The sequence below is a fragment of the Devosia sp. MDV22-iso42 genome (genome assembly GCF_058629155.1).
In genome coordinates this window covers 30,700-56,818 of sequence record NZ_JBZVWR010000006.1, presented here as the reverse complement: position 1 = coordinate 56,818, position 26,119 = coordinate 30,700, and the positions used below count along the sequence as shown (strand labels likewise).

25 protein-coding genes and 2 tRNA genes are annotated in these 26,119 nt (G+C 64.6%); 10 read left to right on the top strand and 17 right to left on the bottom strand.

Annotation, left to right across the window (positions count from 1 at the left end; translation table 11 throughout):
* Positions 1-7: 7 nt before the first annotated feature.
* A complete protein-coding gene (locus AC4NN3_RS01945) occupies positions 8-1,570 on the bottom strand; it encodes an ABC transporter substrate-binding protein (protein ID WP_491925463.1) in 1,563 nt (520 codons plus the stop codon).
* A 227-nt stretch (positions 1,571-1,797) separates the two neighbouring features.
* Between AC4NN3_RS01945 and AC4NN3_RS01940 the strand changes: the two genes are divergently transcribed.
* Together AC4NN3_RS01940 and AC4NN3_RS01935 are read left to right on the top strand one after the other, a co-directional pair.
* Positions 1,798-2,709, top strand: coding sequence for an ABC transporter ATP-binding protein (locus AC4NN3_RS01940; RefSeq protein WP_491925462.1), 912 nt, complete (start codon positions 1,798-1,800; stop codon positions 2,707-2,709).
* A complete protein-coding gene (locus AC4NN3_RS01935; RefSeq protein WP_491925461.1) occupies positions 2,699-3,676 on the top strand; it encodes an ABC transporter ATP-binding protein in 978 nt (325 codons plus the stop codon). Before AC4NN3_RS01940 ends, AC4NN3_RS01935 begins: the two co-directional genes overlap by 11 nt.
* Here the strand turns inward: AC4NN3_RS01935 and AC4NN3_RS01930 are convergent.
* Genes AC4NN3_RS01930 through AC4NN3_RS01915 form a run of 4 tightly spaced genes read right to left on the bottom strand, consistent with a single transcriptional unit; the run spans position 3,673 to position 9,643 of the window.
* A complete protein-coding gene (locus AC4NN3_RS01930; protein WP_491925460.1) occupies positions 3,673-5,034 on the bottom strand; it encodes a M20/M25/M40 family metallo-hydrolase in 1,362 nt (453 codons plus the stop codon). The two genes, AC4NN3_RS01935 and AC4NN3_RS01930, sit on opposite strands and share 4 nt — an antisense overlap.
* A complete protein-coding gene (locus AC4NN3_RS01925) occupies positions 5,031-7,052 on the bottom strand; it encodes a hydantoinase/oxoprolinase family protein (protein ID WP_491925459.1) in 2,022 nt (673 codons plus the stop codon). Before AC4NN3_RS01925 ends, AC4NN3_RS01930 begins: the two co-directional genes overlap by 4 nt.
* A gap of 1 nt (position 7,053) precedes the next feature.
* Positions 7,054-8,886 carry a hydantoinase B/oxoprolinase family protein gene (locus AC4NN3_RS01920; RefSeq protein WP_491925458.1) on the bottom strand — a complete coding sequence of 611 codons (1,833 nt, stop codon included), beginning with the start codon at positions 8,884-8,886 and terminating at the stop codon, positions 7,054-7,056.
* 37 nt (positions 8,887-8,923) lie between these two features.
* Positions 8,924-9,643 carry a GntR family transcriptional regulator gene (locus tag AC4NN3_RS01915; protein ID WP_491925457.1) on the bottom strand — a complete coding sequence of 240 codons (720 nt, stop codon included), beginning with the start codon at positions 9,641-9,643 and terminating at the stop codon, positions 8,924-8,926.
* 192 nt (positions 9,644-9,835) lie between these two features.
* Between AC4NN3_RS01915 and AC4NN3_RS01910 the strand changes: the two genes are divergently transcribed.
* Positions 9,836-11,560 carry a M28 family peptidase gene (locus AC4NN3_RS01910; RefSeq protein WP_491925456.1) on the top strand — a complete coding sequence of 575 codons (1,725 nt, stop codon included), beginning with the start codon at positions 9,836-9,838 and terminating at the stop codon, positions 11,558-11,560.
* Between the two features lie 231 nt (positions 11,561-11,791).
* Here AC4NN3_RS01910 and AC4NN3_RS01905 read toward each other — a convergent pair.
* A tRNA-Gly gene (locus AC4NN3_RS01905) sits at positions 11,792-11,865 on the bottom strand.
* A 97-nt stretch (positions 11,866-11,962) separates the two neighbouring features.
* Between AC4NN3_RS01905 and AC4NN3_RS01900 the strand changes: the two genes are divergently transcribed.
* From AC4NN3_RS01900 to AC4NN3_RS01885, 4 genes are all read left to right on the top strand, one after another.
* Positions 11,963-12,817 (top strand): sugar phosphate isomerase/epimerase family protein, encoded by an 855-nt coding sequence (locus AC4NN3_RS01900; RefSeq protein ID WP_491925455.1) that lies wholly within the window; start codon positions 11,963-11,965, stop codon positions 12,815-12,817.
* A 173-nt stretch (positions 12,818-12,990) separates the two neighbouring features.
* Positions 12,991-13,075: transfer RNA gene (locus tag AC4NN3_RS01895), tRNA-Tyr, on the top strand.
* A gap of 96 nt (positions 13,076-13,171) precedes the next feature.
* Entirely contained in the window at positions 13,172-13,924 is a 753-nt protein-coding gene (gene rlmB, locus AC4NN3_RS01890) for a 23S rRNA (guanosine(2251)-2'-O)-methyltransferase RlmB (protein WP_491925454.1), read from the top strand.
* Positions 13,924-14,367, top strand: a complete 444-nt coding sequence (locus AC4NN3_RS01885) for a hypothetical protein (RefSeq protein WP_491925453.1) — start codon at positions 13,924-13,926, stop codon at positions 14,365-14,367. The genes rlmB and AC4NN3_RS01885 overlap by 1 nt, the downstream gene beginning before the upstream one ends.
* Here AC4NN3_RS01885 and AC4NN3_RS01880 read toward each other — a convergent pair.
* Entirely contained in the window at positions 14,364-14,957 is a 594-nt protein-coding gene (locus tag AC4NN3_RS01880) for a TetR/AcrR family transcriptional regulator (protein WP_491925452.1), read from the bottom strand. The genes AC4NN3_RS01885 and AC4NN3_RS01880 overlap by 4 nt on opposite strands.
* 165 nt (positions 14,958-15,122) lie before the next feature.
* Here AC4NN3_RS01880 and AC4NN3_RS01875 point away from each other — a divergent pair, with 165 nt between their 5' ends.
* Complete coding sequence (locus tag AC4NN3_RS01875) at positions 15,123-16,037, top strand: NmrA family NAD(P)-binding protein (protein WP_491925451.1); 915 nt, start codon at positions 15,123-15,125, stop codon at positions 16,035-16,037.
* A 37-nt stretch (positions 16,038-16,074) separates the two neighbouring features.
* Here AC4NN3_RS01875 and AC4NN3_RS01870 read toward each other — a convergent pair whose 3' ends face one another.
* Both AC4NN3_RS01870 and AC4NN3_RS01865 read right to left on the bottom strand, forming a co-directional pair.
* On the bottom strand, positions 16,075-16,593 hold the full coding sequence (locus AC4NN3_RS01870; RefSeq protein ID WP_491925450.1) for a hypothetical protein: 519 nt from the start codon (positions 16,591-16,593) through the stop codon (positions 16,075-16,077).
* The gene (locus AC4NN3_RS01865; RefSeq protein WP_491925449.1) at positions 16,575-17,141 is read right to left on the bottom strand and encodes an NAD(P)/FAD-dependent oxidoreductase; all 567 of its coding nucleotides are present in this window, start codon (positions 17,139-17,141) and stop codon (positions 16,575-16,577) included. The genes AC4NN3_RS01870 and AC4NN3_RS01865 overlap by 19 nt, the downstream gene beginning before the upstream one ends.
* Between AC4NN3_RS01865 and AC4NN3_RS01860 the strand changes: the two genes are divergently transcribed.
* Both AC4NN3_RS01860 and AC4NN3_RS01855 read left to right on the top strand, forming a co-directional pair.
* Positions 17,128-17,634: a hypothetical protein gene (locus AC4NN3_RS01860; protein ID WP_491925448.1), complete on the top strand. Its 507-nt coding sequence runs from the start codon at positions 17,128-17,130 to the stop codon at positions 17,632-17,634. The genes AC4NN3_RS01865 and AC4NN3_RS01860 overlap by 14 nt on opposite strands.
* The gene (locus AC4NN3_RS01855; RefSeq protein ID WP_491925447.1) at positions 17,631-17,837 is read left to right on the top strand and encodes a hypothetical protein; all 207 of its coding nucleotides are present in this window, start codon (positions 17,631-17,633) and stop codon (positions 17,835-17,837) included. Before AC4NN3_RS01860 ends, AC4NN3_RS01855 begins: the two co-directional genes overlap by 4 nt.
* A 152-nt stretch (positions 17,838-17,989) precedes the next feature.
* Here the strand turns inward: AC4NN3_RS01855 and AC4NN3_RS01850 are convergent, their stop codons facing one another.
* The 8 genes from AC4NN3_RS01850 to AC4NN3_RS01815 all read right to left on the bottom strand — a co-directional run bounded on the left by AC4NN3_RS01850 (position 17,990) and on the right by AC4NN3_RS01815 (position 26,114).
* The gene (locus AC4NN3_RS01850; protein ID WP_491925446.1) at positions 17,990-18,970 is read right to left on the bottom strand and encodes an SDR family oxidoreductase; all 981 of its coding nucleotides are present in this window, start codon (positions 18,968-18,970) and stop codon (positions 17,990-17,992) included.
* 37 nt (positions 18,971-19,007) lie between these two features.
* Positions 19,008-19,874, bottom strand: coding sequence for a sugar phosphate isomerase/epimerase family protein (locus AC4NN3_RS01845; protein WP_491925445.1), 867 nt, complete (start codon positions 19,872-19,874; stop codon positions 19,008-19,010).
* Positions 19,871-20,797 (bottom strand): zinc-dependent alcohol dehydrogenase, encoded by a 927-nt coding sequence (locus tag AC4NN3_RS01840; protein WP_491925444.1) that lies wholly within the window; start codon positions 20,795-20,797, stop codon positions 19,871-19,873. Before AC4NN3_RS01840 ends, AC4NN3_RS01845 begins: the two co-directional genes overlap by 4 nt.
* A 178-nt stretch (positions 20,798-20,975) precedes the next feature.
* A complete protein-coding gene (locus AC4NN3_RS01835) occupies positions 20,976-21,872 on the bottom strand; it encodes an NAD-dependent epimerase/dehydratase family protein (protein ID WP_491925443.1) in 897 nt (298 codons plus the stop codon).
* A 23-nt stretch (positions 21,873-21,895) separates the two neighbouring features.
* The gene (locus tag AC4NN3_RS01830; protein WP_491925442.1) at positions 21,896-22,678 is read right to left on the bottom strand and encodes an SDR family NAD(P)-dependent oxidoreductase; all 783 of its coding nucleotides are present in this window, start codon (positions 22,676-22,678) and stop codon (positions 21,896-21,898) included.
* A gap of 363 nt (positions 22,679-23,041) precedes the next feature.
* Positions 23,042-23,863 carry an HpcH/HpaI aldolase/citrate lyase family protein gene (locus AC4NN3_RS01825; RefSeq protein WP_491925441.1) on the bottom strand — a complete coding sequence of 274 codons (822 nt, stop codon included), beginning with the start codon at positions 23,861-23,863 and terminating at the stop codon, positions 23,042-23,044.
* On the bottom strand, positions 23,860-25,059 hold the full coding sequence (locus AC4NN3_RS01820; RefSeq protein WP_491925440.1) for a CaiB/BaiF CoA transferase family protein: 1,200 nt from the start codon (positions 25,057-25,059) through the stop codon (positions 23,860-23,862). Before AC4NN3_RS01820 ends, AC4NN3_RS01825 begins: the two co-directional genes overlap by 4 nt.
* Complete coding sequence (locus AC4NN3_RS01815; protein ID WP_491925439.1) at positions 25,056-26,114, bottom strand: ABC transporter ATP-binding protein; 1,059 nt, start codon at positions 26,112-26,114, stop codon at positions 25,056-25,058. Before AC4NN3_RS01815 ends, AC4NN3_RS01820 begins: the two co-directional genes overlap by 4 nt.
* Positions 26,115-26,119 lie beyond the last annotated feature (5 nt).

Below are 26,119 nucleotides of genomic sequence, written 5' to 3'. Positions count from 1 at the left end.
ACAGGAGTTAGCCCTTTGGCTTGACCGAGGCCAGCGAGAGTGGATTGACCAGGGACAGCAGGTCTGACGGCTGCATCACGAAACCTTCCCACTTGTCGCTGTTATAAGCGAACTGGAAGGTCTGGTAGTAGAGCACGTTGTCATAGACCTGTTCCTGGATCAGGCGGGCGGCGGCCTGGACCTGTTCCTTGACGGCCTCCGGCGTGGTCGCAGCCTGGGCCGCGTCGATCAGCTTTTCGAGTTCCGGATCGGAAATCGAGGCATAGTTGATAAAGCCACCGGTGCGGTAGGCCAGGCCCAGATAGGCGGCCGGCTCTTCCATGACGGCCCAGTTGCCGGCATAGATATCGAAGTCCTTTTCCCGGCCGCGCGCCAGGTAGGTATTGCGCTCGAGGCCGACTAGGTTGATCGTGATGCCGGACTGCGCGGCGCTGTCCTTCATGATCTGCGCCCAGTTGGCGATGTCGGCAGCGCTCTGCTCATAGAGCAGGGAGAGTTCAAGATCGTCGAACATGCCGTCGCCATCGGCATCGGCATAACCGGCCTCCGTCAGCAGGGCTTTGGCGGCCTCCGGATCAAAGGTATATTCTTCCATGGTCGGATCGGCCCAGGAGCTCAGAACCGGCGAAATCACGGACGAATTCGTCGATTGCGCCAGACCCTGCATGGCAATGGCACGAATGGCTTCATAGTCCACCGAATGGGCCAGGGCCTGACGCACCAGCACATTGTCCAGCGGCTCGCGCAGCATATTGTAGAGCACGTGCGACCAGCCCAGCGATGGCGCCTGTTCGACGGTGATCCCGGGCTGACCCTTCAGCGTCGCCGCGATCGGGGCCGGCAGGGCATTGGCGATCAGGTCCAGATCGCCGGCGCGCAGGGCCAGGGCTTCGGCATTGACGTCGGGGAAGACGCGGAATTCGACTTCGTCGATGCTGGCGCGACCGGCCTCGACCAGCGGATAGTTGTCCACGGCCTCGAGGACGTAGCGCTGACCCACTTCCACGCTGGCCAGCTGGAACGGGCCGGCGCTGACCCAATCCTTGTCATTGGCAAAGGCGGCGACCTGGCCGACTTCGGGGAAAGCATGCTTGGGCACGATCGGCATCCAGAAGCCGATATTGGTCAGAAAGGTGCTGTCGGGGCGGCTCAGCACGAATTCGACGCGCGTCGGCGATGCGGCCGTCGCACTGACAAAGGCAGGAACCAGGCCGGCAGTGACGCCAATCTTTTCGCTGGTCACCGCCGTGATGGTGAAGGCGACGTCTTCGGCGGAAAAGGCGGTGCCATCGCTCCAGGTCAGATCATCGCGGATCTCGAGCCAGGCCGTCAGACCGTCTTCCGAATAGCCCCAGTCCGTGGCCACGTACGGATCCTTGGAGCCCTGCGCGGTCATCTGCATGAGGCGCGGATACATCAGGTTGGTAACCCAGGTATCGGAGCGGCTATTGCCGACCAATGGGTTGAAGTTGACCACATCGGCGGTCGTCCCGATGACCAGACGGGTGGCATCTTGGGCACTGACCGAGGTCAGGCCGGTCGCTGCGGCAGCCACCAAGATACCGCCCATCAGGACGGCTCGGCGGGTAAAGGCATTCCTAACATTGCGGATCATAGCGGTCTCGCTGTTCGATTGACACGTGAGTGTTGCGGCCTCTCCAAAGCCGTGTCAAGGATTGTCGTACAATTTATGAGCGAGGCCATCGCGTGACTAAACAACAGGCAGATGAACGCACCGTCCTATCGGTTTCCGGGCTGAATGTGAGCTTCGACACCCTGCGGGGCCAGGTGAAGGCCGTGCGCGACGTATCCTTTGAGCTCAAGCGGGGTGAAGTGCTGGCCCTGGTTGGAGAATCGGGCTCGGGAAAATCGGTGTCGACGCGCGCGATCATGGGCATTGTGCGCGGCAAGGCCTCGATCCAGGCTGACCGCATGCAACTGGCCGGACACGATCTGCTGACCTTGGACGAGGACGCCAAACGCAAGCTGCGCGGCCGCGTCATCAGCCTGGTGTTCCAGGATGCGCTCTCGGCGCTCAACCCAGTATTGTCGATCGGCGACCAATTGGGCGAGCTCTACCGCACCCATCTCGGGGTTTCCCGCAAGGAAGCCCGCGAGCGCTCGATCGAGCTGTTGCGGTCGGTGCATATCGCCTCTTCCGAGCGCCGCATCGACGATTTTCCCCACCAATTTTCTGGTGGCATGCGGCAACGCATTCTCATCGCCTCGGCCATTGCGCTCAAGCCCGACGTGCTGATCGCCGATGAACCCACTACGGCGCTGGACGTCACAGTGCAGGGCCAGATCCTCGACCTGCTCGATGAATTGCGCGACCAACTGGGCATGGCCATGCTGCTGATCACCCACGATCTGGGCGTGGTGGCGCGCAGCGCCGAGCGCGTCGCCGTCATGTATGCCGGGCGGCTGGTCGAGACCGGTACGGTTGATGACCTGTTCCGGGCTCCCGCCCATCCCTATACGGCGGCGTTGATGGCCTCGGCCCCGCGCATCGAGACGGTGGAGCGGCTCGAGCCGATCAAGGGCTCGCCCCCCAACCTGATCGCCCTGCCGTCCGGATGCGCCTTTCACCCGCGTTGCGCCTATCGAGGCGCCCTGTGCAGCCAGGTGCGCCCGGAGCTGGTCGCGGCCCGCCCGGGGCGTGCCTATGCCTGCCACTACCCCCTTGCGGAGACCAATCATGCCGGTTGAACCGATCCTCGAAGCGCGAAACCTGTCCAAGACCTTCCGGGCCGGTGGCGCCGTTCTGGGCAAGTCCTTTCATGCGGTCAAGGGCGTCAGCCTTTCCGTGGCGCCGGGCGAAACCCTGGCGATCGTCGGCGAATCGGGCTGCGGCAAATCCACCCTGGCCCGCATGCTGGTGGGCCTTGAAACTCCCGACGAGGGCGAGATCCTGTTTCGGGGGGCCCCGATCAAGCGTGACCGCGCCTTGCGCCGGCAGGTGCAGATGGTGTTCCAGGATCCCTATATGTCGCTCAACCCCCGGCGCACCGTGCTCGATATCGTAGCCGAGCCACTGGACGTGCATGGCCTGGCCAAGGGAGCGGCCCGCAAGGCACGCGTCGAGGAACTGCTGAGCGCTGTGGGGCTGGACCCGGCATCGGCATCGCGTTTTCCACATGAATTTTCCGGCGGCCAGCGCCAGCGCATCGGCATTGCCCGCGCCCTGGCGGCGGATCCCTCGGTGCTGGTCTGCGACGAGCCGGTTTCGGCCCTGGACGTTTCGGTGCAGGCGCAGGTGGTCAACCTGCTGATCGACCTGCAGCAGCGTCTGGGCATCGCCATCATCTTCATCGCCCATGATCTGGCGGTGGTGCGGGCCATCTCGCAGCGGGTCATGGTGATGTATCTCGGCCGCGCGGTCGAATCCGGGGTGGCCGATCAGGTGCTGGTGCAGCCACGCCATCCCTATGCCCTGGCTTTGCGCGCCTCGGCCCTCGAGCCCGATCCGGCCCGGGCAAGGCTGGCGCGCGGCACCGCCGCCCGCGGCGAACCACCCAATCCGGTCAATCCACCACCGGGCTGCCGCTTCAATCCGCGCTGCAATCGGGCAACCGATATCTGCCGGCAGGAGGAACCGCTGCTCAAGGGCTATAAGGGGCTGAGCGCGGTGGCCTGCTACCACCCCGTCGAGACAGCGGCGATGGCCGGGGTTTAACCCCGGCCCAGCCGGTCCAGCAGCGCCGCACCGGTGCGAATGCCCTTGAGAAACAGGTCGATTTCCAGATTCTCATTGGGGGCGTGATTGGCTTCGTCGGCATTGGCATAGGGCATGACGAAGGCCGGCACCCCCAGGATTTTGGTAAAGACATAGTCCGGCAGGCTGCCCCCCGCACAAGGATAGACCAGCGGCGTCTCCCCCCGTGCCTCAAGGATGGCCTCCTGGATGAGGACGCCCCAGGGATCGTCGAGGGCCGTCTTGGATGGCCACATCGAACCATAGGTGATCACCTCGACGTCGGGCGCGTACTTGGCCACATGCGCCTTGACGCAGGCCTGCACATGCTCGGGCGTCATCGCATCGACCAGCCTTATATCGCATTTGGCCACCGCTTCGGCCGGCAGGACCGATTTGCTGCCCGGGCCGCCATAGCCCCCGTGCAGGCCATTGATAGTCAGGGTCGGGTGGAACATCAGCCGGTCCCAGAACGGGCGATCGGCCGGTTCGTCCAGGCGGGCCAGGCCCATCTCTGCCATATAGGCGGGCAGATCCAGCGGCAGCGCCTGCGTCGCGGCGATTTCGGCAGCGGTAGGGGGGATGATCTGGTCGTGCAATCCATCGATGGTAATGCGGCCGTCAGGCGTCTTCATGGTCGCCAGAAGGTGCACCAGGGTCCAGATGGCATTGGGCATAACCCCACCATAGTTGCCCGAATGGGCATCGCGTGCGGCGGTGCGCACGCGCAGTTCGAACGAGGTCATGCCGCGCACGCCATAGGTCAGCGTGGCCCGGCCGGATTCGTGCAGCGGACCGTCGGCCGTCACCACCAGGTCGGCCTTGAGCCGATCCTTGTAGTCGCGCACGAAATCGGCGATCTGCGGCGAGCCTATCTCCTCCTCGCCTTCGAGCAGAAAGATCAGGTTGCAGGGCAGCGTGCCATGCACCTTCAAATGCGCCTCGATGGCCAGGATCTGGGCGAAGTGCTGGCCCTTATTGTCCCCGACGCCGCGGGCATAGATGCGCCCGTTGCGGATCGTCGGCTCGAAGGGCGGGCTGTCCCACAATTCGAGCGGATCGGGTGGCTGCACGTCATAGTGACCATAGAGCAGCACGGTCGGCTTGGCGGGATCGACGCTATAGCGGGCCAGCACGAAGGGATGGCCCTTGGTGGGGATGGCCTCAACCTCCAGCCCCAGATCGCCCAGCATCTTGACCAGCAGTTCGGACACTTCGCGAATGCCGATATTGTGCGCACTGATGGAGGGATTGCGGACATAGTCAATGAGGCGCGCGACATAGTCGTCGTCGCGCGCGGCGATATGGTCAAACACCGATGCGAGGCTGGCCGAGGTCATGCTGCACCGCGCGTCAGGAGAATGCCGCCGGATGAGTGGACCGTGCCGCTCCAGCCCGGGGCGACATAGGTGGTCGTATCGAGCTGGGTGAGGATGAGGGGGCCGGCAAAGCGTGCCCCGGCCCCGAGCCTGGCCCGCTCGACAACCGGAACCTTGCGGCTGACGCCATCGATGCTGACGGCGGTGAACTCCTGCGGCACGGGCATTTCACCCGATTCGAGGTTGACGATGGGCGGGCTGGCGGCCAGGCCGGTGGCATGCACGCGCAGCGTGACCAGTTCGATTGCCGCCCCCAGGTTGAAGCCGTAGAGCGTCTTGTGGGCGGCGCGGAAATTGTCCTCCACGCTCGCTCGGTCGGGCGCATAGTCGACGGCGATTTCCCCGCCCTGGCCGGCATAGCGCAGCAGCGCCTTGCGCTCGATGACGCGGGCCGCGGGGGCGACATCCTCGACATCGAGCCAGTCGGATGCCTGCTGTTCCAGTTCGGCAATGATCGGCGCGGTCGCCTGCGGGTCCATCGGTCCGGCAAAAGCCATGGCGCGGGAAAATTCCGAGCGCAGGTCGGCAGCGAGCAGACCATCGGCGCACAGCACGCCCGGCGCCGGGGTGATCAGCACGCGGCCGATATCGAGCAGTTCAGCCAGCGCGCAGCCATGCAGCGGCCCTGCCCCACCAAACGGTACCAGGGTGAAGTCACGGGGATCGTGGCCACGCTCGACCGACACGACCCGCATGGCGCCCACCATGTGGTTGTCGACAATGGCCAGGATACCCCGCGCCGCCGTCTCCAGATCGAGGCCAAGCGGCGTCGCCACGCGCATGACGGCCGCCTTGGCCGCATCGATATCGAGCACCATGCGGCCGCCCAGCAGGCGGGCGGGCAATTGCCCCAGCGCCACATGGGCATCGGTCACCGTGGGCTCGGTGCCACCATGGCCATAACAGGCCGGACCCGGGCGGGCCCCGGCGCTTTCCGGCCCCACGGTCAGACCGCCATCCTTGATGCGGGCCAGCGAACCGCCGCCGGCGCCGATGGTAATCATGTCCACCATGGGCAAAGCGAGGGGCCAGTCGCCCACCGAACCATGCTGGGTCAGGCCGATCTGGCCATCCTTGATCAGGCAGATATCGGCCGAGGTGCCGCCGATATCGACCGTGATGATGTCGGCAATGCCGCAGGCTTCGGCGGCTGCGCGGGCGCCGACCACGCCGGCAGCCGGGCCCGACAAGGCGGTCAGCGCCGGCGCCAGGCGGATTTTTGAGGCGCCAGCGACGCCGCCATTGGACTGCATGAGCATCAGCGGCACGCCCGAGCCCTCATCGGTCAGCCGCTTCTCGAGCCTGGCCACATAGGAGGTGACGCCTGGCATCACCGTGGCATTGAGCACGGTGGTCAGACTGCGCTCATATTCGCGGACCACCGGCAGCACGTCACTGGACACGGTGACGGCAAGCTCGGGCAGCTCCGCGCGCAGGATCTCGGCGGCGCGCCGCTCGTGGTCAGGATTGGCATAGGCGTGAATGAGGCAGATGGCGACCGCCTCTACATTCATGCCCCGGATCTGCGCCGCTGCGGCTCGGACGCTCGCCTCGTCCAGCGCCTCAAGTATGGCACCGCCGGCGGCGATGCGTTCGTTGATTTCGACGATGCGGCTGGCCGGAACCGGCGGCACCGGCTTTATCCAGGTATAGAGATTGGCCTTGCGCGGAATGTCCTGCCGGCCGATGGCCAGCACGTGCCGGAAGCCACGGGTCGTGACCAGTGCCGTACGGGCACCCTTGCCTTCCAGGATCATATTGGTGGCAACGGTGGTGCCATGCAGAACCTGGTCGAGATCGGCCGCCGAGGCACCGGCCTGCTCAAGGGCGAGACGGATGCCGTTGAGGAAGGCCTCGGAGGGATCCGAGGGAATGGAGGGCGTCTTGGCGCGCCAGGAGCGGCCGGAGCGATCAACCAGGGCGACGTCGGTAAAGGTGCCACCGATATCCACGGCAACGGCAAGATTGGGTCGGGTCATGTTACACGAGCTCATCGACATAGGTGTTGCGGTGGAAGGCTTTGACGGGTGGCGGATTGCTGCGCAGCCGATCGGTCGCTGCCACATCGACGGCACCAGCGCGGATGACCACACCGTAGAATTTTTCGGCGGCCGCTGCGGTGACAAAGCCACCGGCGACATCTTCCAGCACGCTTTCGGCCGGACGCTCATAGGGGTGACCCATGCCGCCGCCGCCGCCGGTGCGAATCCGCAGGATGTCGCCCTTCTTGAGTGCCGTGCCGTCCGACAGCGGCGCGATCACCCGTTCATCGGCCGTTCCGGGATTGACCACGATATGGCCGCCCCCGCCCGACATGCCGCCGGCATAGCCCCAGGGCGGGTTCTTGACGCCGTCGATGCGGATGGCCAGGAGGGCCTCGTCGGCGAGGATTTCATATTCGCGGATAATGCCGGTGCCACCGCGCCAGCGGCCCGGACCGCCTGAATCGGGCACCACGCCATATTGGCGCAGGCGGATCGGATAGCCCGCTTCGAGGAACTCGACCGGATAGTTCTCCTGGGCGACAAAGTAGACCGCGTCGATGCCGTCGGCAAAGTCGCGTGCTCCATAACCGACACCGATACCGTCGGCGAGCAGGAACGGCTTGGCCTCACCGGTTTCCTTGCCGAAGGTGCCCCGCATGATGGTGACGACATAGGCCGAATGGGCTGCCGGGGCGCCGCCCTTGCCGCGATTGACCAGGCCATTGAGCACCGCCAGCATGCGCATCATGGTCAGGCCGCGCATGCCCAGCGGCGCAGGAAAGTTCGGCTGGACGATCGAGCCGGGGCGCAGGCGGACCTCGTCAATGGCCAGCGGTCCGCCGGCATTGACGACCTGAGACGGGTCGCCACCGAGAAAATACAGTCCCAGCGCCATGCCGGGCACACCCTTGTTCATGATCAGGTTGACCGGCCCGGGCGCCTGGTCATCGCTTTCGGTGGCGTCGAAGATGAAGCGGTCCTCGCCGTTCTGGCCCTTTTCACGCGTGATGGCAAAGCGCAGCGCAAAGGGGCCGTTGCCGTGCCCGTCGCTGTCGATCTGGTCGGCAAACTTGTAGGTACCGTAATCGAAGGTTTCGGCCAGACGTCGGCGAACCAGGCTGCGGGTCCGCTCGAGCAGTTGCGCCAAGGCGTCGGCGACACGGTCAGCGCCATGGCGCGCCACGATCTCGCCAACGCGCGTCGCGCCCAGATGCACGGCAGCCATAAGCGCGGACATGTCGCCTTCGCTCTGGGCGGGAAAGCGCGAATTGCGATGGAAGATGGCCAGGGCCATCTCGTTGACCACGCCCGCATCGATGAGCTTGGTGGGGGGGATGATGATGCCTTCCTGGTAGATCGAGGTCGCATCGGGGCTGATCGAGCCCGGATGCAGGCCGCCAATATCGGCAAAGTGGGCCCAGCTCATCACGAAGGCACAGAGCCGGTCGCCATGAAAGACCGGGGCCAGTAACACCTGGTCATTGGAATGCGTCACCGCCCCCTTGGAACCATAGCAGTCATTGTACCAATAGAGATCGCCGGGGCGCATGCTCTCGCGCGGGAATTTCTCGAATACCGGCGTCGTCAGGTCGCCGAAAATCGGCACCATCGAGCCGACCGCCATGACCCCGCGCTCATCAAACAGTGCGGTGTAGAAATCCTTCTTCTCGCGAATGAAGGCCGAGATGGCGGTGCGCTCGATCAGGGCCTCCATCTCCCGCTGCGTGGCCATAATCGCACCGCGAATGATTTCCACGGTGACGGGATCGCAGAGCGGGGTCGCATCCGGCGCCAGCGCCGGCAGGGCAGATGAAGAAGGAGTCATCATTGGCCTTTCAGGGGAAATAAGAGTTGGCGGGAGCAGATCACTCGCCCTCGTCCATATGCCGCAAGACAGCCTCGCCGGAGCGGCGGACATAGACGCGGACAGCGTTTTCGGCTGCTTTCAAATCGCGTGCCGTGATCCCGGCTATGATGGCGCGTACGCCCTCCATGCCCGTCTCGAGTTGGCCGGGCTCAGCCATCGCCATGACGCGCAGCCTGTTGATGCGGGTGCTCAGCTGATCAAGAATTTCGGTAACGACCTGATTGTCCGCCACTTCACTCATGAAATGGTTGAAGCGCGCCATGGTCTCGACCAGCCGGACCTTGTCACCATGCTGCCCGGCCTCGAGCAGCTGCGCGCCAAAATCCTGGGCCTGGGCAATCTGGGCATCGGTGGCCGCCTTGAGGAAGCTACGGACAGCGATGGCTTCCAGCTCGGTACGAATTTCGTAGATTTCTTCGACATGCTTGCGTGTCAAGGTCGCCACCGACAGGCCGCGATGGGGGATGACAGTGGCGAGCTTTTCGGCTTCCAGACGCCTGGCGATCTCGCGCACGACGGTCCGGGAAATACCGAAGGCCTCGCAGAGCTCGCGCTCGGTTAACCGCGTGCCGGGCGCTAGGCGGCCATCAACAATAGCGTTGCGCACCGAGACAAACACCCGCTCGCGGACCAGCTGGGGAGCCTGCAAAGTCTCTCCACCCTGCCCGGCAGAAAGGCTTTCCGCGTCGGCCTGAAAGAGTGTGCGCAAGTCGTCCATCGGTCCCGCCCGTCTAGAGTGAAAACTGGCCCACCGACACCATGACCGCATGCGCCGGCGCAAGAGCTTTTTGCAGACACTAACCGGGTCGCCATGCAAAGCCCAGATAAATTGTACGACAATCCGGATTGTCGTACAATTATCTATAGGGCATCTTGTATCTGAACGCTGGAGCGACAGATGGAGAACGACATGCTGGATAGGACAATCAGGCAGGTAGTAGATCAGGTCAATGCGGATGCTGCATGGCCGCTGGTCGAGGCCTTTTCGACCATGCCGCGCTGGAAGCCCGAGGATGTCGAGGCCTCGGCCCATGACATTGCACTGCGCCTCAAGGCGCTGGGCGTGCCCGTCGACCTGCTCGAAGCCAATCTCTATCTGTCCATTCCCTATGAAGCTTCAGTCGAGGCAGGTGGCGAGACGCTGGCATCCAAGCCGCCGGCCTATTCGACCTCCTGCCCCGAGGGACTGACGGGGGTGCTGCACCATATTCCGGGCACGCTGTCGGCCAATGTGTCGAGTTTCTATGAAAAGAACCGCGACGAGGCTGCGGCTGCTGCAGATCGCATCCGCGGCAAGATCGTTTTGACTGACGGGTTTGCCTCGCCCAACAAGGTGCTGGAGTTTCAGGAAAAAGGTGCCATCGGCGTCATCGCGGTGAATCCGGGCATCGACCGCCACTGGGGTATCTGCAGCTCGATCTGGGGGACGCCCGATCTCGACGACCTGCCGCGCAAGCCGGCCATCCCGGTTGCGGTGGTCAACAATGTCGACGGGCACAAGCTGATCGCACTGGCAAAGGCGGGCGGCAGCGCCACTATTCGCACGCGGCTCGAAGAGGGCTGGTTCAAGTCGCTGGTTCCCGTGGTCAATGTGACCGGGGCAATCGAGCCGGAAAAGTTCGTGCTGCTGGCCGGCCACTACGACAGCTGGGACGTGGGCGTCGGCGACAATGCAACCGGCGATGCCGCCCTGCTGGAGATCGCCCGCCTGCTCTGGCACAACAAGGACAAGCTGCGCCGCTCGGTGCGGATTGCCTGGTGGCCAGGGCACTCGACCGGTCGCTATGCCGGTTCGACGTGGTTTGCCGATGCCTTCGCGCTCGACCTCGACGAAAACTGCGTGGCGCAGGTCAATTGCGACAGCCCTGGCTGCCGCTGGGCGGACGTCTATGAAAATGTGGCCTGCATGAGCGAAGCCACCGACCTGTGCAAGAGCGTGGTGCAGGACCTGACGGGCCTCCATTTCGAGGGCGAGCGCCCGCTGCGGGCCGGCGACTACTCATTCAACAATATCGGGCTGTCGAGCTTTTTCATGCTGTCATCGACCATGACCGTCGAGAAGCGCCAGCAGATGAACTATTACACGGTCGGCGGCTGCGGCGGCAACATTGCCTGGCATACCGAAAACGACCTGATGAACATCGCCGACCGCGATATTCTGATCCGCGACATCAAGGTCTATCTCGGCGCGGTGATGGCCGTCGCCAATGCCAAGGTGCTGCCCTTCGACTGGCGAGCAACGACGGCCGAATTTGCCGCGACGCTTGAGAAATACCGGACGGCTGCGGCAGAGGACGCCGGGCTGCTCGAGCCGGTCACGGCAGCCCTCTCGGCCTTGAGCAAGGCGCTCGACGGCTTTTATGCGGGCATATCGGACGGCAGAGTGCCGGAGGCCGACGCCAATGCGGCCATCCAGGGCCTGGCCCGCATCCTCGTGCCGCTGAACTATACGCGCGGCCCGCGCTTCACCCATGACCCGGCCTTGCCGGTGCCTAGCCTGCCGGCCCTGTCGGTGGCGACCGAACTGTCCAGCCATGCGCCCGAGACGCGCGGCTTTGCCCGCACGCAACTGATGCGCGGCTCTAACCGCACTGCTGCCGCACTACGCCAGGCCAGCCGACTTCTTAACCTGTGACATCATGCCGCCAAGTGGAAACTTCCCTCTTGGCGGCTAACCGAGCTACGGCCACGACGTTTGATGCAACGATCAAGGTTGTCAAATTTGCCCATGGCCTCGGCGTCTGGTAGTCATGCCTGTCATGGATTGTGGTGCAGTTTGTCGCAAAGAGACGATGAAATCGCCATGAGCGAAATGCGCTGCGGGACAGAAACCGCGTCTCCAGCCATTTTACTGAAGTGGAGAGGCTGGAGCGGGTAGCGGGAATCGAACCCGCATATTCAGCTTGGAAGGCTGCTGCTCTACCACTGAGCTATACCCGCCCGGTCGAGGACCGATGACAAGCCATTAGCCCGACCGTGGCGCGCCTGCAAGCCCCGACAGCGACGCCGGAACTATTGGGAAATAACGGAGCACCCCGTGCTGCTTGGTATCAACCTGTTGTGCATCAGCGGCTTCATCGAGGCCGACCATCTCGATCAGTTGCGCCAGCTCAAGGATCTTGGCTATGACGGCGTCGAGGTGCCCGTGCTCCGCGGCGGGCCAGAGCACTATGGCTGGCTCGGCCGCGAGTTGGATCGCATTGGCCTGCGCCGCACCTCCACCTCGGTGATCCCCTCGATGCACGCCAACCCGGTCAGCGCCGACCCCGACGAGCGGGCCGCCGGCCGCGCCCATCTCGACTGGGCCCTCGACTGTGCCATTGCCCTTGGCTCGGAAAGCGTCGGCGGCCCCATTCATGCGCCGATCGGCCATTTTACCGGCGCGGGCCCGACGCTGGAGGAATGGCGCCGCGGCGCCGAGGCGCATCACGCTTTGGCCACGCGGGCAGCCGCCAACGGCATCTATCTCAGCCTCGAGCCGCTCAATCGCTTCGAGACCTATTTTCTCAACACCATGGCCCAGGCCCGCGCCTATCTCGACCTGGTCGACCACCCTGCCCTGCGCATCATGTACGACACCTTCCACGCCCATATCGAGGAACAGAGCCAGACCCGGGCCATTGCCACGCTCGGCCCGCATCTGGGTGTGCTGCATGTCTCGGAAAACGATCGTGGCATTCCCGGCCGCGGCCAGATCGACTTTGCCGCCGTGTTTTCGGCCGTGCGCGCCACCGGCTTTGACGGCTGGGTGACGCTGGAGGCCTTCGGCGCCGGTCTGCCCGAACTGGCGGCCGCCACCCGCGTCTGGCGCCCGCTCTTTCCCGATTACCCCACCCTCTTCGCCGAATCCGTGCAGTTTATCCGGCAGAACTGGGCCCGGGCCGGGGCCTGATCGCTGCGCCCGGCCGGCCGGCGCCGCCCGCATCGGCGCTAAGCATTTAGACGCCCACCGGTTTTTTGCCACGCTTTGCCGATGGGGAGTTGACACTCCTGTCACAGACCACCATAAACCGCCCCGACGACGTGCCTCGGCACAGCGTCATCCTACCCAAGCGACGTTGTAGTGGAGGGGTGGGAGAGTGGTTAAATCCATCAGACTGTAAATCTGACCGCTTAGCGTACACTGGTTCGAATCCAGTCCCCTCCACCAACCGCCCTTCCCTCAGAATGGCCAATTGCTGCCTCCCGCCACCACAGCGCGGGCGAGCCGCTTGCTGGCATCGCGCAAAGGCGCTAGGCAAAGCTCATGAGCTTCAACAAATTTCCGCCCAAGGCACGCTACAATCCCGATGAGGGCCCGGTCTATCTTTACGGCATGCACACCGTGCGCGCCGCATTGGACAATCCCAACCGCATCAAGAAGGTGCTGCTGGCGACGCCCAATGCGCTGAACCGCCTCAGGGAATCCGGGGAGATCGGCAAGGTTCCGGTAAAGGAAACCACGCCCAAGGAGCTCGACCGGCTGCTCGGCTACGACGCCGTGCATCAGGGTGCCGCGCTCGAAGTCGATCCCGTCACCCGCTTCGGACTCGATGACATCCACCCGCTGCAGCTGGTCGTGGTGCTCGATCACATCACCGACCCGCATAATGTGGGCGCCATTCTGCGCACCGCCTGCGCCTTTGGCGCCGACGCCGTGATCACCACGGCCCGTCACTCGCCGCGCGAAACCGGCGTGATGGCAAAATCGGCCTCCGGCGCACTCGACCTGGTGCCGATGATCGAGGTGCGCAACCTGGGCGACGCGCTCGAAAAGCTCAAGAGCCGCGGCATGTTGGTGCTGGGCTTTGATTCAGAATCAGAACTGCAGCTCAAGCCGCGCACCGACAGCCAGCCCATGGCCATCGTCATGGGCGCCGAGGGTAAGGGCCTGCGCCAGCGCACCCGCGAGCTCTGCGACGAGGTGGTCAAGCTCGACATGCCCGGCCCGATCAAGTCGCTCAATGTTTCCAACGCCGCCGCCATCGCTCTGTTCGCGGCCACTGCCGGACGTTCCTGATGAGCCAGTTCGCGCCCTTTGCCATTGCCCTGCGCCTGTCGGGCGTGACGCTGCGGCCGCTGCCGCAGGCAGGTGTGCTGAGCCCGCTGACCGACAGCGACAAGCTGCAGCTCGAGCTTGACGGCGCCCTCAAGCAGTTGACCAGCCGCTTCGAGCCCGAAGACGCCGAGGGCAGCTTCTACGCCCAGGTCGACGTGCCGGTGGCCAATCCGGTACGCGCGCTGCTCGAGCTGGCCGAACGCTCCGGCCCCGCCATCGCCGCCATGCTGGACGATCGCCGCATTGGCAAGGCCGTGCTCGACCTGGCCTTTGACTATCCCGAGCACGGCGAGGCCATGTCGACCCGCCTGCCCGCCCATGTCGTCGCCGCCATTGCCGGCTTCGGCATCGACATTGAGGTCTCGGTCTATCTCACCGACGTCGAGGACGACGAGGAAGACTAGCGCCAGTCCGCGAGCCAGCCGCCAGCGGACAGCAGCGCCACGGCATCGTCAATGGCCTGGGGTGCCTCGGCCAGGAGCGTGGCCAGATCAGCGCCCAGCAGGGCGCGCATCTGCAGCGGCACGAAGGCCATGTCGATGAATTTGGCAGCCGCCGGCATGGCGCGCGCCAGGGCTTCGGGCCTGCCCGCCTGAGGGCCCGCAAGGGCAGCGGCGGCGATCTGCATGCCCCGCTCGCGGCCGATGGAATCGGTCATTCCAGCCAGCTCGGGAAACCGGGAGGCGGTGCTGATCACCACCCGCATCAACGCCACGACCGGCTCGCGCAAGGCATGCTCGAGGATGAGATTGCCGGCAAGGCGCAGTCTCTCATGGACCCCGAGATCCATTGGCGGTGGACCAGCGTCATGCGACACCAAGGTGTAGACATTGCGCCGGACCACGGCGGCAAACAATTCCTGCTTGTTGGCATAACGGGCATAAAGGCTGGCCTTTCCCGCCCCTGCTGCCGCAGCGACCTGCTCGCAATTGGTCAGGTCGAATCCCTGAACCAGGAACAGCCTCTGGGCGGCATCGAGCAGGCGGCGATCCACGTCGCCGGCCTGCGCCGCACTGGGTCGGCCGCCGCGTCCCCTGGCCTGGACGGGCGCCTTTCGCCTGGTATTGCTTTCGCCTTGCATGGGCCGCAGGCTTAGGCTACTGCCTGCCGGATTGCAACTGAACGATGTCGTTCAGTTAATGGCAGAGGAATTATCACCGTGATCAATGGGACCGGACAAATCGTCGTCCTGGCAGGCGCCACCGGCGACCTGGGCAGCCGTATCGCCACGGCATTGACCGCGCGCGGCGCGACCGTGCGGGCATTGCTGCGCCCCGGCAGCTCCGAAGCCAAGCTGGCCATGGTTCGGGCTACCGGGGCGACGCCAGTCACGGTCGATTTCGACGACGCCGCCGCGCTGGCCCGGGCCTGTGACGGCGCCAGTATCGTCGTCTCCGTGCTCAACGGGCTTGAGCCCACCATGATTGGCCTGCAGACCCGGCTGCTGGACGCAGCCGTTGCCGCCGGTGTGCCGCGCTTCATGCCGTCCGATTTCTCGCTCGATTTCACCAGGACGCGCCCGGGCGACAACCGCAACATGGACCTGCGCCGGGACTTCCAGGCCCGGATCGACGCGGCGCCCATTCGGTCCCAATCGCTGCTCAACGGCATGTTCGCCGACCTGCTCACTGGCCAGGCGCCCATCGTCATGCACCGGCAGCGCCGCGTGCTCTGCTGGGGCAATGTCGACCAGCCGCTCGACTTCACCACCAAGGACGACGTCGCCGATTTTGCCGCCGACGTGGCACTTGATCCGGACGCACCACGGTTTTCCCGCATTGCCGGCTCATCGCTTAGCACGCGGCAGCTCGCCGCCAGCATGACCCGGTTGACCGGGCAGCGCTATACCCCGCTCCGTCCGGGCGGCGTGGGCCTGTTCGGCGTGGTCATCGCGCTGGTCCGCGCCCTCACGCCCAAGAGCGACGATGCCTTCCCCGCCTGGCAGGGCATGCAATATATGCGTGACATGTTCAGCGGCCGCGGCAAGCTTACGCCGCTCGACAATGCCCGCTATGGCAAGACCGACTGGACCTCGGCCGAGGAAGTGCTGGCCACTGCACTGCCCAAGCCATGATGCTGTGCCCGGACTGACCGGCCCGGACGCAGTGGTGTCAGCGAAGCAGCGCGGGCACGGCCGCGCCTGCTTCAGCCTTGTCCGGCACCATGCCGGACACCAGCAGGACCTCCGCACGCATCGCCGCCTGAATGCGGCCATGTAGCGCCTGCGCCTCCTCCAGGGTCCAGTCGAGGCTCGCCAGCGCATCGGTGGCTAGCAGGAATGGCAGGGACAGCGCGTCGCGGGTCGATTCATAGAGCCGCATCGCCGTTGCCATGCCAGCGCGGATCGCGTCGGCCAGCAAAGCCGCGTCGCGGAAGGCATCGGTCAGGCCATGCGCGGCTATCGGATCCTTGAAATAGCCGGCATCGCCGACGAGCGCCCATCCCGGTCCGGTCGCCTCGCGCAGATGGCCGGGGAGACCGGCAAAGCCCACCGGCCGTGACGCCAGGCCCAACGCCGCTAGTTCGCCCGCCAGGGGTGAACCGGCGGACTGCAGCCCGCCGACCAGCCCCTGCGCCAGGTTGCCCCGGCAGGCGCGCAGGTGCTCGGGCCTCAGCCCGGCAAAGACCACCTGCAGGCCACCATTGGTGGGAATGGCGCACCGGCAGCGCCCTGCCCGTAATGCCGGCGATAGCCACGATCGGCCATGCCCTCCACATAGGCATAGAGGGTGGCCGTGGCATGGCTGCCGGCATGCCGGACGCTCGATCCGACAAGGCGGGCGACTTTCGAGCGGCGGCCATCGGCGCCGATCACCAGCCCGGCCGATGCCGTCTCCAGCCCGTCGCCGCTGCGCAGCACCGCGCCCGTGACGCGCCCATGGCGGTCATGGGTCAGATCCTGCAGCGCACAGTGATAGCGCAGTTCGGCACCGGCTTGGGCGGCCGCCTGCACCAGGATGGCATCGAGCACCGTACGGCGCGGCGCGTAGAGTGCGTTGATGCCGCCGACGGGCTTGATCGGCACGACGACTTCCTGACTGCCGTAGAGAAATTGCGTGCGGCGCACCGGCGGCGTGCCGGCAGCGGTAATGCGATCCAGCAGTCCCCAATGCTTGAGAAGGATCACGCCGGCACGCATCAGGGCATGGGTTGAAACGGTGTCGGTGCCCCAGCCCATCCCGTTCGTGGCGAAAGACCCCGAACAGCGAGGCCCAGTCGCCGTGCCGTTCCAGGCTCGCAAAGCCGATATCGACCATGCCCTGTGGGGTGGCCCATTCTCTGGCGAAGCGGCTTTGGGTAAAATAGCGCTGATCGATCTTCTGGCTGTTGATGACGCCTTCGCCGACCTCGGCATAGACCTGCACCGTGTTGCTCGGATCGAGCGGCGCCAGATGGCTGAAATAGATTTCGGTCTGCACCGGATCAATGCGGCCATCGATGAAATAGAGTTGGCGGCGATTGCCGGTGACGCTCTTGGCGAACAGCGCGGCGGAAGCCCCGCCGACGAACTCCCGGCAATGGTCCAGCGCGCCGGACCAGGATTCCGGCGTCACGGCGGCATCGTAAATCCTGGCAATGACATCGAGTGTGTCCGCGTCCCCCAGACCAGTGGGACTTATGAAGTCGCTCACATTACCCCTCCCGAGCCAATCCACGTGATAATAAAATGACCTATGAAAGCAATATTCGCAGTCTCTCAGCGACCCTGCCGATTGGGCACGCCATGCCGGCCGATGCTGGCAATATCCAGGTGGCCGTGGCCGATATTGCGGAGAGTTCGGTCACTGAAGCCCTGGAGCTCCTGCTGGGTCTGGCCGACGCAGCGCTTGGCGCGCCAGCTCTCAGGAATGCTGATCATGTTTTGGCCCCGTAGGGGCGTGCGGTTTTTACTGTCTTTCCAAGCACCCTGCACCGCCCGTTCGGGCGGGCCTTCCAGATTTATTGCTGGCTCCGATACGCAAAGTGCCGCCCGGCCGAACCGCGATCGGCAAATGCTCGGGAATAGGGCGGTCTATCATCGTCGTCCTAGCCCAGGGCCGCCTGCTCCGCACAGATGCGGTCGACCAGCGCGTCAAAGTCGCCCCTGGGCGGGCGGTTGGCTGCCAGACGCTGCTTGAGGTGGACCATGGGCTCGGCCAGGATGGTGTCGAGATCTTCGGCGCAGGTGAAGTCACCAACCACGCGCTTGACCTTGGAATTGTCAAAGATCGCTGTCCAGGCCTTGTCGCCCAGCAGCGGGCCCACCCAGTCGGGATTGTAGCGGACCAGGGTATCGGTGGGCACATGCACGATCTTGGCCTCGACCCCGAGCAGCCGGGCAATGGCCTTCTGGATGTCGTCCCAGATATGGGCACGGTCATTGGTGATGTGGAACGTATCATTGAGCGCGGCCGGCTTGCCGAACAGCCGGACGAAGGGCACCGCAAAATCCACCGACCGGGTCAGGGTCCAGGGCGTATTGCCGTCGCCGGCCACGATGGTGGGCTCGCCCTCAAGCATGCGGCGCGCCATGACGTCGCTGTCGCCGATCATGATGGGCAGGCCGGTCCGCACCGTGTGGCTGGGCCGCACGATGGTCCAGGGCAGGCCTTCCGAACCGGTCAGCAGCTCTTCGCAGGCGATCTTGGCCTGGCTATAGGGCCAGTAGGGGTTGATCGCAGGTGTTTCTTCGGTGATCACGTAATGGCGGGCCGGCTTCTGGTAGACCGAGGCGGACGAGATGAAGATGTACTGGCCGCAATGGCCGGAAAATAGATCGACATCGCGCGCGACCTGATCGGGCGTGAAGGCGATGAACTGGCAGACTACGTCGTATTTCGCCTTGGCCAGATCGGCATATTCCGGGCCGGCCAGTTCGCCGGTGATCGAGGTTACGCCCTTGGGCAGCGCGTCCAGCCGCTTGCCGCGGTTATAGACGCTCACATCATGCCCCTGCGAGACGGCATCTTCGACACAGGGATAGGAAATCTGACCGGTGCCGCCGATGAAAAGAACAGTCATAGCCATTGGAAACCTCGAAATCGGAAGGAAATGATGGATGCGGCTAGGCTGCCGCGACTGCAACGGCCTTGATATGGGCGAGGCCACGCCGGTATTCGGGCACGCCGAAGTGCTCGAGCATCAAGGGCACGTCGCGCCCCAGTTTTTCAATCTCGGCAAGGTAGGCGCCATAGTCGAGATTGCCCTCGCCCGGCGGCACTTCATCGAAGTGGAAGGAGATCGTCCCGGGCCCGCCCTGCATGACGATATCCTTGGCGTGACAGGAGACAATCCAGGGTCCGAGCAGCGCAAACGCCTCGCGGATCATGCGCCCGGTATTGAAATAGAGGCGCGGGGTGATCACCATGTTGACCGCATCGACATGGGCGCCGAATTGCGGGCGATCGATGGCCTTGAGCAGCTTGAGATAGTTCTCGGCCGTATCGGTCACCAGCCAGGGCACCATTTCCAGCGAGAACTTGGCGCGCTTCGGCTTGACTGCGTCGATGACGTAGCGGGCCGTCTCCACCGCGCGCTGGAACCCCGCCTCACTCTGATTGTCCGGATGCGGGCCGTAATCGTAATTGTCGCTCAACTGCCAGGGGTCGCCTGCATGCCCCACGGTGCCGTGAAAGGCGACGCAGGCCCGGGCGCCCAGTTCATCGGCCAGCGCCAGCTGATGCACGGCATAGTCGAGATTGGCCTGGCGCTGCCCAGGGTCATGGGCAATCAGGTTCTTCCAGGCACCACCCTCGGCAATGACCACGTCCGCATCGGCCATGGCCTTGGTGATGGCAGCGATCTCGTCGCGGTTATCGATGCTGATATTGGGCATATAGGCCGCGTTGTAGCCAAAGGCGACATGCGCCCGGGCATAGGCCTCGGGGTCGCCGCTATAGTCGATGCCGTAGCCGCCAAGTCGAATTGTCATGCGCGATCTTCCTTGTCGGGCTGGCCGGGATAAAGCAGGACCTTGCCGCACTGGCCGGTTTCCTGCAGCGCGAAGGCCTCGTTGACATCGGCCAGGGCAAAGCGATGCGTTGTCAGCCTGTCGAGCAGCGGGCGGGCATCGCGCACCCGCTGCATCATCCGCTCACCCCCCTCTTCGTGGTTCCAGTGCCAGCAGCCGAAAATATCAACACCCTTGCCGGTAATCCGGTTGACCGGCAGCGCCCCGCTCCATGTCACAAAGGCGAGCCGGCCGCGTGCGCCCACCAGTTCCAGCACCACCGGGGGCGCCGCTTCATTATTGCTCGTCTCGATGGCGGCATTGGCGCCATAACCGCCGGTCAGGGCCCGGACCTGCTCGATCAGATCGGGCGCACGGGGATCAAGCACATGCTCGGCCCCGAGCGCGCGGGCGAGGTCGGCCCGGAACGGGTTCAGTTCGAGCGCGATGACGCGGGCGCCAATAGTGCGGGCATTGACGATGGCGCCCAGCCCGACGGCGCCACAGCCCGAAACCACGATGCTATCGGCAGCCGACAGCTGCATGCGTTCCATGGCGGTAAAGCTGGGGCCCAGGGCACACAGCGCCATGGCCGCGTGATCGTTGCCGATATCGTCGGGGACGGGATAAAGCAGATAGTCCGGCTTGATCAGGTATTGCGCATAGCCGCCCAGACCGCATCGCGAGCCGGTCTCGGCCAGCAGGTTGCGCTGATCGGTGCAGTGGATATGTTCACCCGCGAGACAGGCGGGGCACTGGCCGCAGCCCCAATGCGGCATGGCGATGACGCGGTCGCCGACCTTGAGCCGGGTCGAGGCGGCAGCATCCACCACCACGCCGACGGCTTCATGCCCGAGTTCGCCGCCCGGCTTGCCGGCGCGCCAGGACTGCCACTCGGTACACATCGGCGCCACCAGCACCTCGATCTTGACGACATCGCCCGCGGCCTGCGGCTCCGGCTGTTCCGATACCAGTGCCTGGCGTGCACCTGTGATTTCTACGCTTAGAATTTTCGTTTCCTCCTCAGAAAACCAAAGCCGTCCGGTTCGCCGGCGGGTCCTCTGCCCGCCGGCAATTATTCAATCAGGCTTGAGGCACATAGCGACGCCAGCTGTGCTGCTGTCTAAACCCCAGGATTTCACGGATCTTGCGGTTTGACAGCGGGGCTTCGCGATCACCCATCGGCCGTGTCAGGGGCGAATTGGGCGCCCATTTCTGCAGGAAGGCCTCGGTCGGCTCGTTGGCCGTGATCTCGTCATTGACCGCGTTGAACACCTGGAATCCCAGCCCGTCCCTGGCGACGCAGAGATCGACGATCTGACCGAGGTCGCGCGCGTCGATATAGCTCCAGGCATTGCGCTTGCGCGACGGCGGATCGGCCAGGAAAGCGGGGAAGCGCGCATAGTCTTCGGGCGAGACGACATTGCCGATGCGCAGCGCATAGATATCGGCGCCCGTACGCATGGCAAAGGCGCGGGCCGTTTTCTCGTTGACCAGTTTGGACAGGCCATAGCTGTCCATCGGATCGATGTCGTAGTCTTCCTCGAGCGGGAAGGAATGATAGTCCCGGTCGCCCTCGGCGAAGCAGACGCCATAGGTCGTCTCGCTCGAGGCGATGACGATCTTGTTGATACCCAGCTTGGTCGCGGCCTCAATGACATTGTAGGTGGAGACGACATTGGCCTTGAAGGTCTCATTGTCGGGCTGCAGCAGAACCCGAGGAATCGCCGCAAAATGCACCACGGCATCGACCGGCGCGGGACCCTTGCCCGTGTTGAAGCCGTCAAAGTCGAAATGCATCGACAGCGCATTGAAGACCTGCCCGCTATCGGTGAGGTCGGTGATCAGGGTATTGACCCCGTCCAATTCCAAGGGACGGAGGTCAAGATTGAGGACGGCGTGCCCCTGGGCGCGCAGATGGGCAACAGCGTGGCGTCCGGCCTTGCCGCTGCCGCCGGTAAAGACGATGCGCTTGCTCATTAGTATTCCTTTGAAAGACGGTTTCAGGGCATCAGCTGGCCGCCATTGACCTGGATCTCCTGGCCAATGATGTAGCTCGACAGGGCGTTTGACGCCAGGAACAGGTAGGCGCCGACGCACTCTTCGGGGCGGCCATGGCGTCCCTGCGGGATAGTGGCCAGCGCCGCATCCATCTGCGCCGGCGTCGAATAGCGTTCGTGGAACGGCGTAGTGATCACCCCGGGCGAAACAGCATTGACGCGAATGCCGAAAGCGATGAGCTCTTTGGCCATGCCGCGCGTGACATTGGCGACGAAGGCCTTCGACGAGCCGTATATCCCCGCGCCATTGCTCGCGCCATTGCGGGCCGCGATCGAGGTCGTGTTGATGATGAAGCCGCCGCCGGCGGCCTTGAGATGCGGGATGGCCGCGGCGCTGGCGGCGAGGACCGAGCGGGCATTGAGATCCATCACGGCATCATAATGCGCGTCGGTCATCTCGGCATAGGGCACTCTGGCCACCATGCCGCCGGCATTGTTGATCAGCCCATCGAGGCGGCCAAAGGCAGCAACGGTGTCCTCGACCGCGCGGCGCATCTCCGCAGCATTGTTGGCATCGGCCCTGACCAGTTCGACGGTGCCACCATCCCGGGTAATTTTCGCGGCAAGCTCGGCCGCAGCATCGACGCTGGAATTGTAGTGCAGGCCCACCTTGGCGCCCTGCGCTGCAAAGGCCCTGGCCAGCGCGGCACCAATCCCGGTGGATGCACCGGTGATCAGCACGGCCTTGCCGGCCAGGTCGGGGATAACGAGTTCAATGTCGGCCATGTTGTCTGCTCTACTGGGTTTGTCTTTGGACGTCGGGGGCATGCTGGTCTTGATGTCAGCGGTGCGGGAGATGAGACACAGCATGTCACCTCCTCTCAGGTTCAGTCGAGATGCGGCCACAAGTGTGACTGCAAAGCGATGACAATATTGGGGTCATGCGCCGCACAACGGCATACAACCGGCCAAGCTTAGCACTGATGCGGCGGCGGCGTTGTGGATTCGACCGACTATACCCAAAGGGCGGAACGGGGTCGAGACTCGCCTCAGGCCGGGCACGGGCGAAGGTCTGCCCTGACGGCTCGCGCCCACGGGCCCCTGCCGCTGGTCTGATCGCCGACGATCAGTATGCTGTAGGTGCCGCCCTCAGGTCCGCGACAGCAGGGCCCGCGCTCGGGCAATGATGGGGGCGTCGATCATCTTACCATCCAGCTGAAACGCCCCGTCGCCGACAGCGGCGCGGGCCAGCACGCGCTCGGCCCAGGCCAGCTCATCCGCGCTGGGTGCAAAACCGGCATTGAGCAGCGGCACCACGGAAGGATGAACGCAGGTGGCGCCATCAAAGCCATGCGCCCTGGCCTCGCGGGCGGCGGCCGTGATGCCGGCCAGGTCAGAATAGTCGGCCGCGCTGCGCAGCAGGCCAAACGAGAGCAGGCCTGCGGCCTTTGCCGCATAGTGCACCAGCAGCTTTGGCAGGTGCAGCACGTCGGGACGAGGCTCCGCCCCAAGCGCCAGCGCCAGGTCTTCCCCGCCCAGGGAGAGCCCGACAAGGCGCGGTGCCGTAGCTATGGCACCGGCGTTCAGCACGGAGGCCGGGTCCTCGATCAAGGCGACAAGTCCCATTGCCCCCCTGCTCGCGGCGGCCTCTGCCGCGTCCAGCACAGACGCGAGCGCACCGAGCTCGGAGGCGCTCCGGACCTTGGGGACATAGAGCATGTCGGCACCGGCTCGGCAGGCGGCAAGCGCGTCCTCGCGTTGCCGTTCGCTGCTATTGATGCGGACCATCACTGTCGCGCCGCCCCGGCGCACCCGGTTGACCGCTTCGGCAAGGCCGAGGCGCGCCTCATCCTTGGCCTCCTCGGGTACCGAGTCTTCGAGATCAAGGATGATGGCGTCCGCCCCGCGCTCATGCGCCTTGGCAACGAAACGCTCGGAATGGGCCGGAACGTAGAGGAGAGAACGTATCATGCCTCGCTCCGGACCGATTGCGGGTCGATTCCGACGGCCAGCAGCACTTCGTCATTGTGCTGGCCAAGCTCGGGCGCCGGCCGCCGCCATATGCCGGGCGTGGCGGAAAGGCGTGGCACGATATTGTGCATCGGCACGGTGCCGAAGGTCTCGTCCTCCACCTCGACAATGATTTCGCGCGCCTCGAAATGCGGATCACCCATGGCATCGGCAATGTTGAAGATTGGCCCCACGGTGGCGCCGGATTGGCGCATGGTTTCCAGAGCTTCGGCGCTGTCGTGCCTGGCGAACCAGGCACCCACCGCGTCATCGACCAGGGTCCGGTGCTTCACCCGGTCTGAATTGGTGGCAAAGCGCGGATCCGCGTTCATGTCCGGGCGTCCGATGGTCTCGAAGATGCGGCGCGCCACCGCCGGGGTTGAACCCGACAGCGCCAGGAACTTGCCATCGGCGCACTTGTAGACATTGCGCGGCGAAGCGGTATTGGAGGCACTGCCGACACGCTGCTTGACCTTGCCCGTGATGGCGTGGATGGACGCTTCCGGCCCCAGTACCGAAAACATCGGCTCCAGCAGCGACAGGTCGATCACCTGTCCCCGCGCCCTGCCCGTCTGGCGCGCGAACAGCGCCATCGTCGTGGCGGAGGCGCCATAGATACCCGCAATCATGTCGGCAAGCGCCAGCGGCGGCAGCACCGGCTCGCGATCAGCAAACCCCGTGCGATCGGCAAAGCCGCTCATCGCCTCGACGATAGTGCCAAACCCGGGAAACTGCGCATAGGGGCCCGTCTGGCCGAAGCCGGAAATCCGCACCACGATCAGGTCCGGATTGCGTTCGAGCAAGGTTGCGGGCGCCAGTCCCATCGCCTCCAGGGTGCCCGGACGATAGTTCTCGATGAACACATCGGCGGTGTCGATCAGCGTCCACAGGGCAGCCATTGCCGCCGCCTGCCGCAGGTTCAGCGCCACCGAGCGCTTGTTCCGGCCATAGGTTTTCCAGAACAGGGAATGCCCGTCATCCTTCCAGTCGCGCAGTGGATCGCCTTCGGGCGGCTCGATCTTGATCACATCGGCACCGAAATCAGCCAGCTGCAGGCTGAGCATATTGCCGGCCACCAGACGTGACAGATCGAGCACGCGGATGCCATCGAGCGGGCCGGTCGCGGCCGGATCGAAAGATTTGCGGGCGTGGGTCATCGCAGCCGCAGCCCGGTCGCCTTGTCGAACACGAAGAGCTTGGCCGGGTCGATCACCAGATGGATCGTCTGGTCGGGGCGCAGCGGCGCATGATCGCGCACCACCACGGAAATATCCTCGTCCCCAATCCGCGCCAGAACCTCCTGCGCGTCGCCCGTCGGCTCCACCACCAGTACTGTGGCCGGCACGCCGGCTTGCCCCAGCGTGATGTGCTGCGGCCGCACGCCATAAACGATCTCGGTGCCCGCCGCCACGTCGAGACTGGTCCCCAGCGGCATGGCCTGCCCACCTTTCACCAGCACGTCGGTGCCGCCTTGATAGCGCGCATCGAACAGGTTCATCTCGGGCGAGCCGATGAAGCCGGCGACAAACAGATTGGCCGGATTGTTGTAGAGTTCGAGTGGGGCGCCCGCCTGCTCGATGCGGCCGCCATTGAGCACGACGATCTTGTCGGCCATGGTCATCGCCTCGGTCTGGTCATGCGTCACATAGATCATGGTCTTGCCCAGCCGCTGGTGCAGCCGCTTGATCTCGCCGCGCATCTTGACCCGGAGCTTGGCATCCAGGTTGCTCAGCGGCTCGTCGAACAGGAAGGCCCGCGGGTTCCGCACGATCGCCCGACCCATCGCGACGCGCTGGCGCTGCCCACCCGAGAGCTCGCGAGGCAGCCGGTCGAGCAGGTCCTCCAGCCCCAGTATATCCGCCGCCGCGGCGACCCGCCGCTTGATTTCGGCCTTGGAGGTGCCCGCCAGCCGCAGCGAGAAACTCATATTGTCGGCCACTTTCATATGCGGATAGAGCGCATAGCTCTGGAACACCATGGCGATGTCCCGCTCCTTGGCCGGCATGTTGTTGACGACCTTGCCGCCAATGGTGATCTGGCCGGCGGTGATGTCCTCGAGCCCGGCTATCATGCGCAGCAGGGTCGACTTGCCGCAGCCCGAGGGGCCCACTAGCACGACGAATTCGCCATCGCCCATCTGCAGCGAGATGTCGTTGAGCACGGTCACCGCGCCATAGCGCTTGCCGACATGGGTCAGTTCGATTTCCGACATGCTGG

Coding starts and splice junctions, on each gene's coding strand:
- AC4NN3_RS01815 (WP_491925439.1), bottom strand. CDS start 26,114: ATGTCGGAAATCGAACTGACCCATGTCGGCAAGCGCTATGGCGCGGTG.
- AC4NN3_RS01865 (WP_491925449.1), bottom strand. CDS start 17,141: ATGGGCTGGGGCACCGACACCGTTTCAACCCATGCCCTGATGCGTGCC.
- AC4NN3_RS01835 (WP_491925443.1), bottom strand. CDS start 21,872: ATGAGCAAGCGCATCGTCTTTACCGGCGGCAGCGGCAAGGCCGGACGC.
- AC4NN3_RS01855 (WP_491925447.1), top strand. CDS start 17,631: ATGACCTATGAAAGCAATATTCGCAGTCTCTCAGCGACCCTGCCGATT.
- AC4NN3_RS01820 (WP_491925440.1), bottom strand. CDS start 25,059: ATGACCCACGCCCGCAAATCTTTCGATCCGGCCGCGACCGGCCCGCTC.
- rlmB (WP_491925454.1), top strand. CDS start 13,172: ATGAGCTTCAACAAATTTCCGCCCAAGGCACGCTACAATCCCGATGAG.
- AC4NN3_RS01935 (WP_491925461.1), top strand. CDS start 2,699: ATGCCGGTTGAACCGATCCTCGAAGCGCGAAACCTGTCCAAGACCTTC.
- AC4NN3_RS01830 (WP_491925442.1), bottom strand. CDS start 22,678: ATGGCCGACATTGAACTCGTTATCCCCGACCTGGCCGGCAAGGCCGTG.
- AC4NN3_RS01885 (WP_491925453.1), top strand. CDS start 13,924: ATGAGCCAGTTCGCGCCCTTTGCCATTGCCCTGCGCCTGTCGGGCGTG.
- AC4NN3_RS01925 (WP_491925459.1), bottom strand. CDS start 7,052: ATGACCCGACCCAATCTTGCCGTTGCCGTGGATATCGGTGGCACCTTT.
- AC4NN3_RS01840 (WP_491925444.1), bottom strand. CDS start 20,797: ATGTGTACCGAGTGGCAGTCCTGGCGCGCCGGCAAGCCGGGCGGCGAA.
- AC4NN3_RS01850 (WP_491925446.1), bottom strand. CDS start 18,970: ATGGCTATGACTGTTCTTTTCATCGGCGGCACCGGTCAGATTTCCTAT.
- AC4NN3_RS01910 (WP_491925456.1), top strand. CDS start 9,836: ATGCTGGATAGGACAATCAGGCAGGTAGTAGATCAGGTCAATGCGGAT.
- AC4NN3_RS01930 (WP_491925460.1), bottom strand. CDS start 5,034: ATGACCTCGGCCAGCCTCGCATCGGTGTTTGACCATATCGCCGCGCGC.
- AC4NN3_RS01945 (WP_491925463.1), bottom strand. CDS start 1,570: ATGGGCGGTATCTTGGTGGCTGCCGCAGCGACCGGCCTGACCTCGGTC.
- AC4NN3_RS01920 (WP_491925458.1), bottom strand. CDS start 8,886: ATGATGACTCCTTCTTCATCTGCCCTGCCGGCGCTGGCGCCGGATGCG.
- AC4NN3_RS01825 (WP_491925441.1), bottom strand. CDS start 23,863: ATGATACGTTCTCTCCTCTACGTTCCGGCCCATTCCGAGCGTTTCGTT.
- AC4NN3_RS01845 (WP_491925445.1), bottom strand. CDS start 19,874: ATGACAATTCGACTTGGCGGCTACGGCATCGACTATAGCGGCGACCCC.
- AC4NN3_RS01915 (WP_491925457.1), bottom strand. CDS start 9,643: ATGGACGACTTGCGCACACTCTTTCAGGCCGACGCGGAAAGCCTTTCT.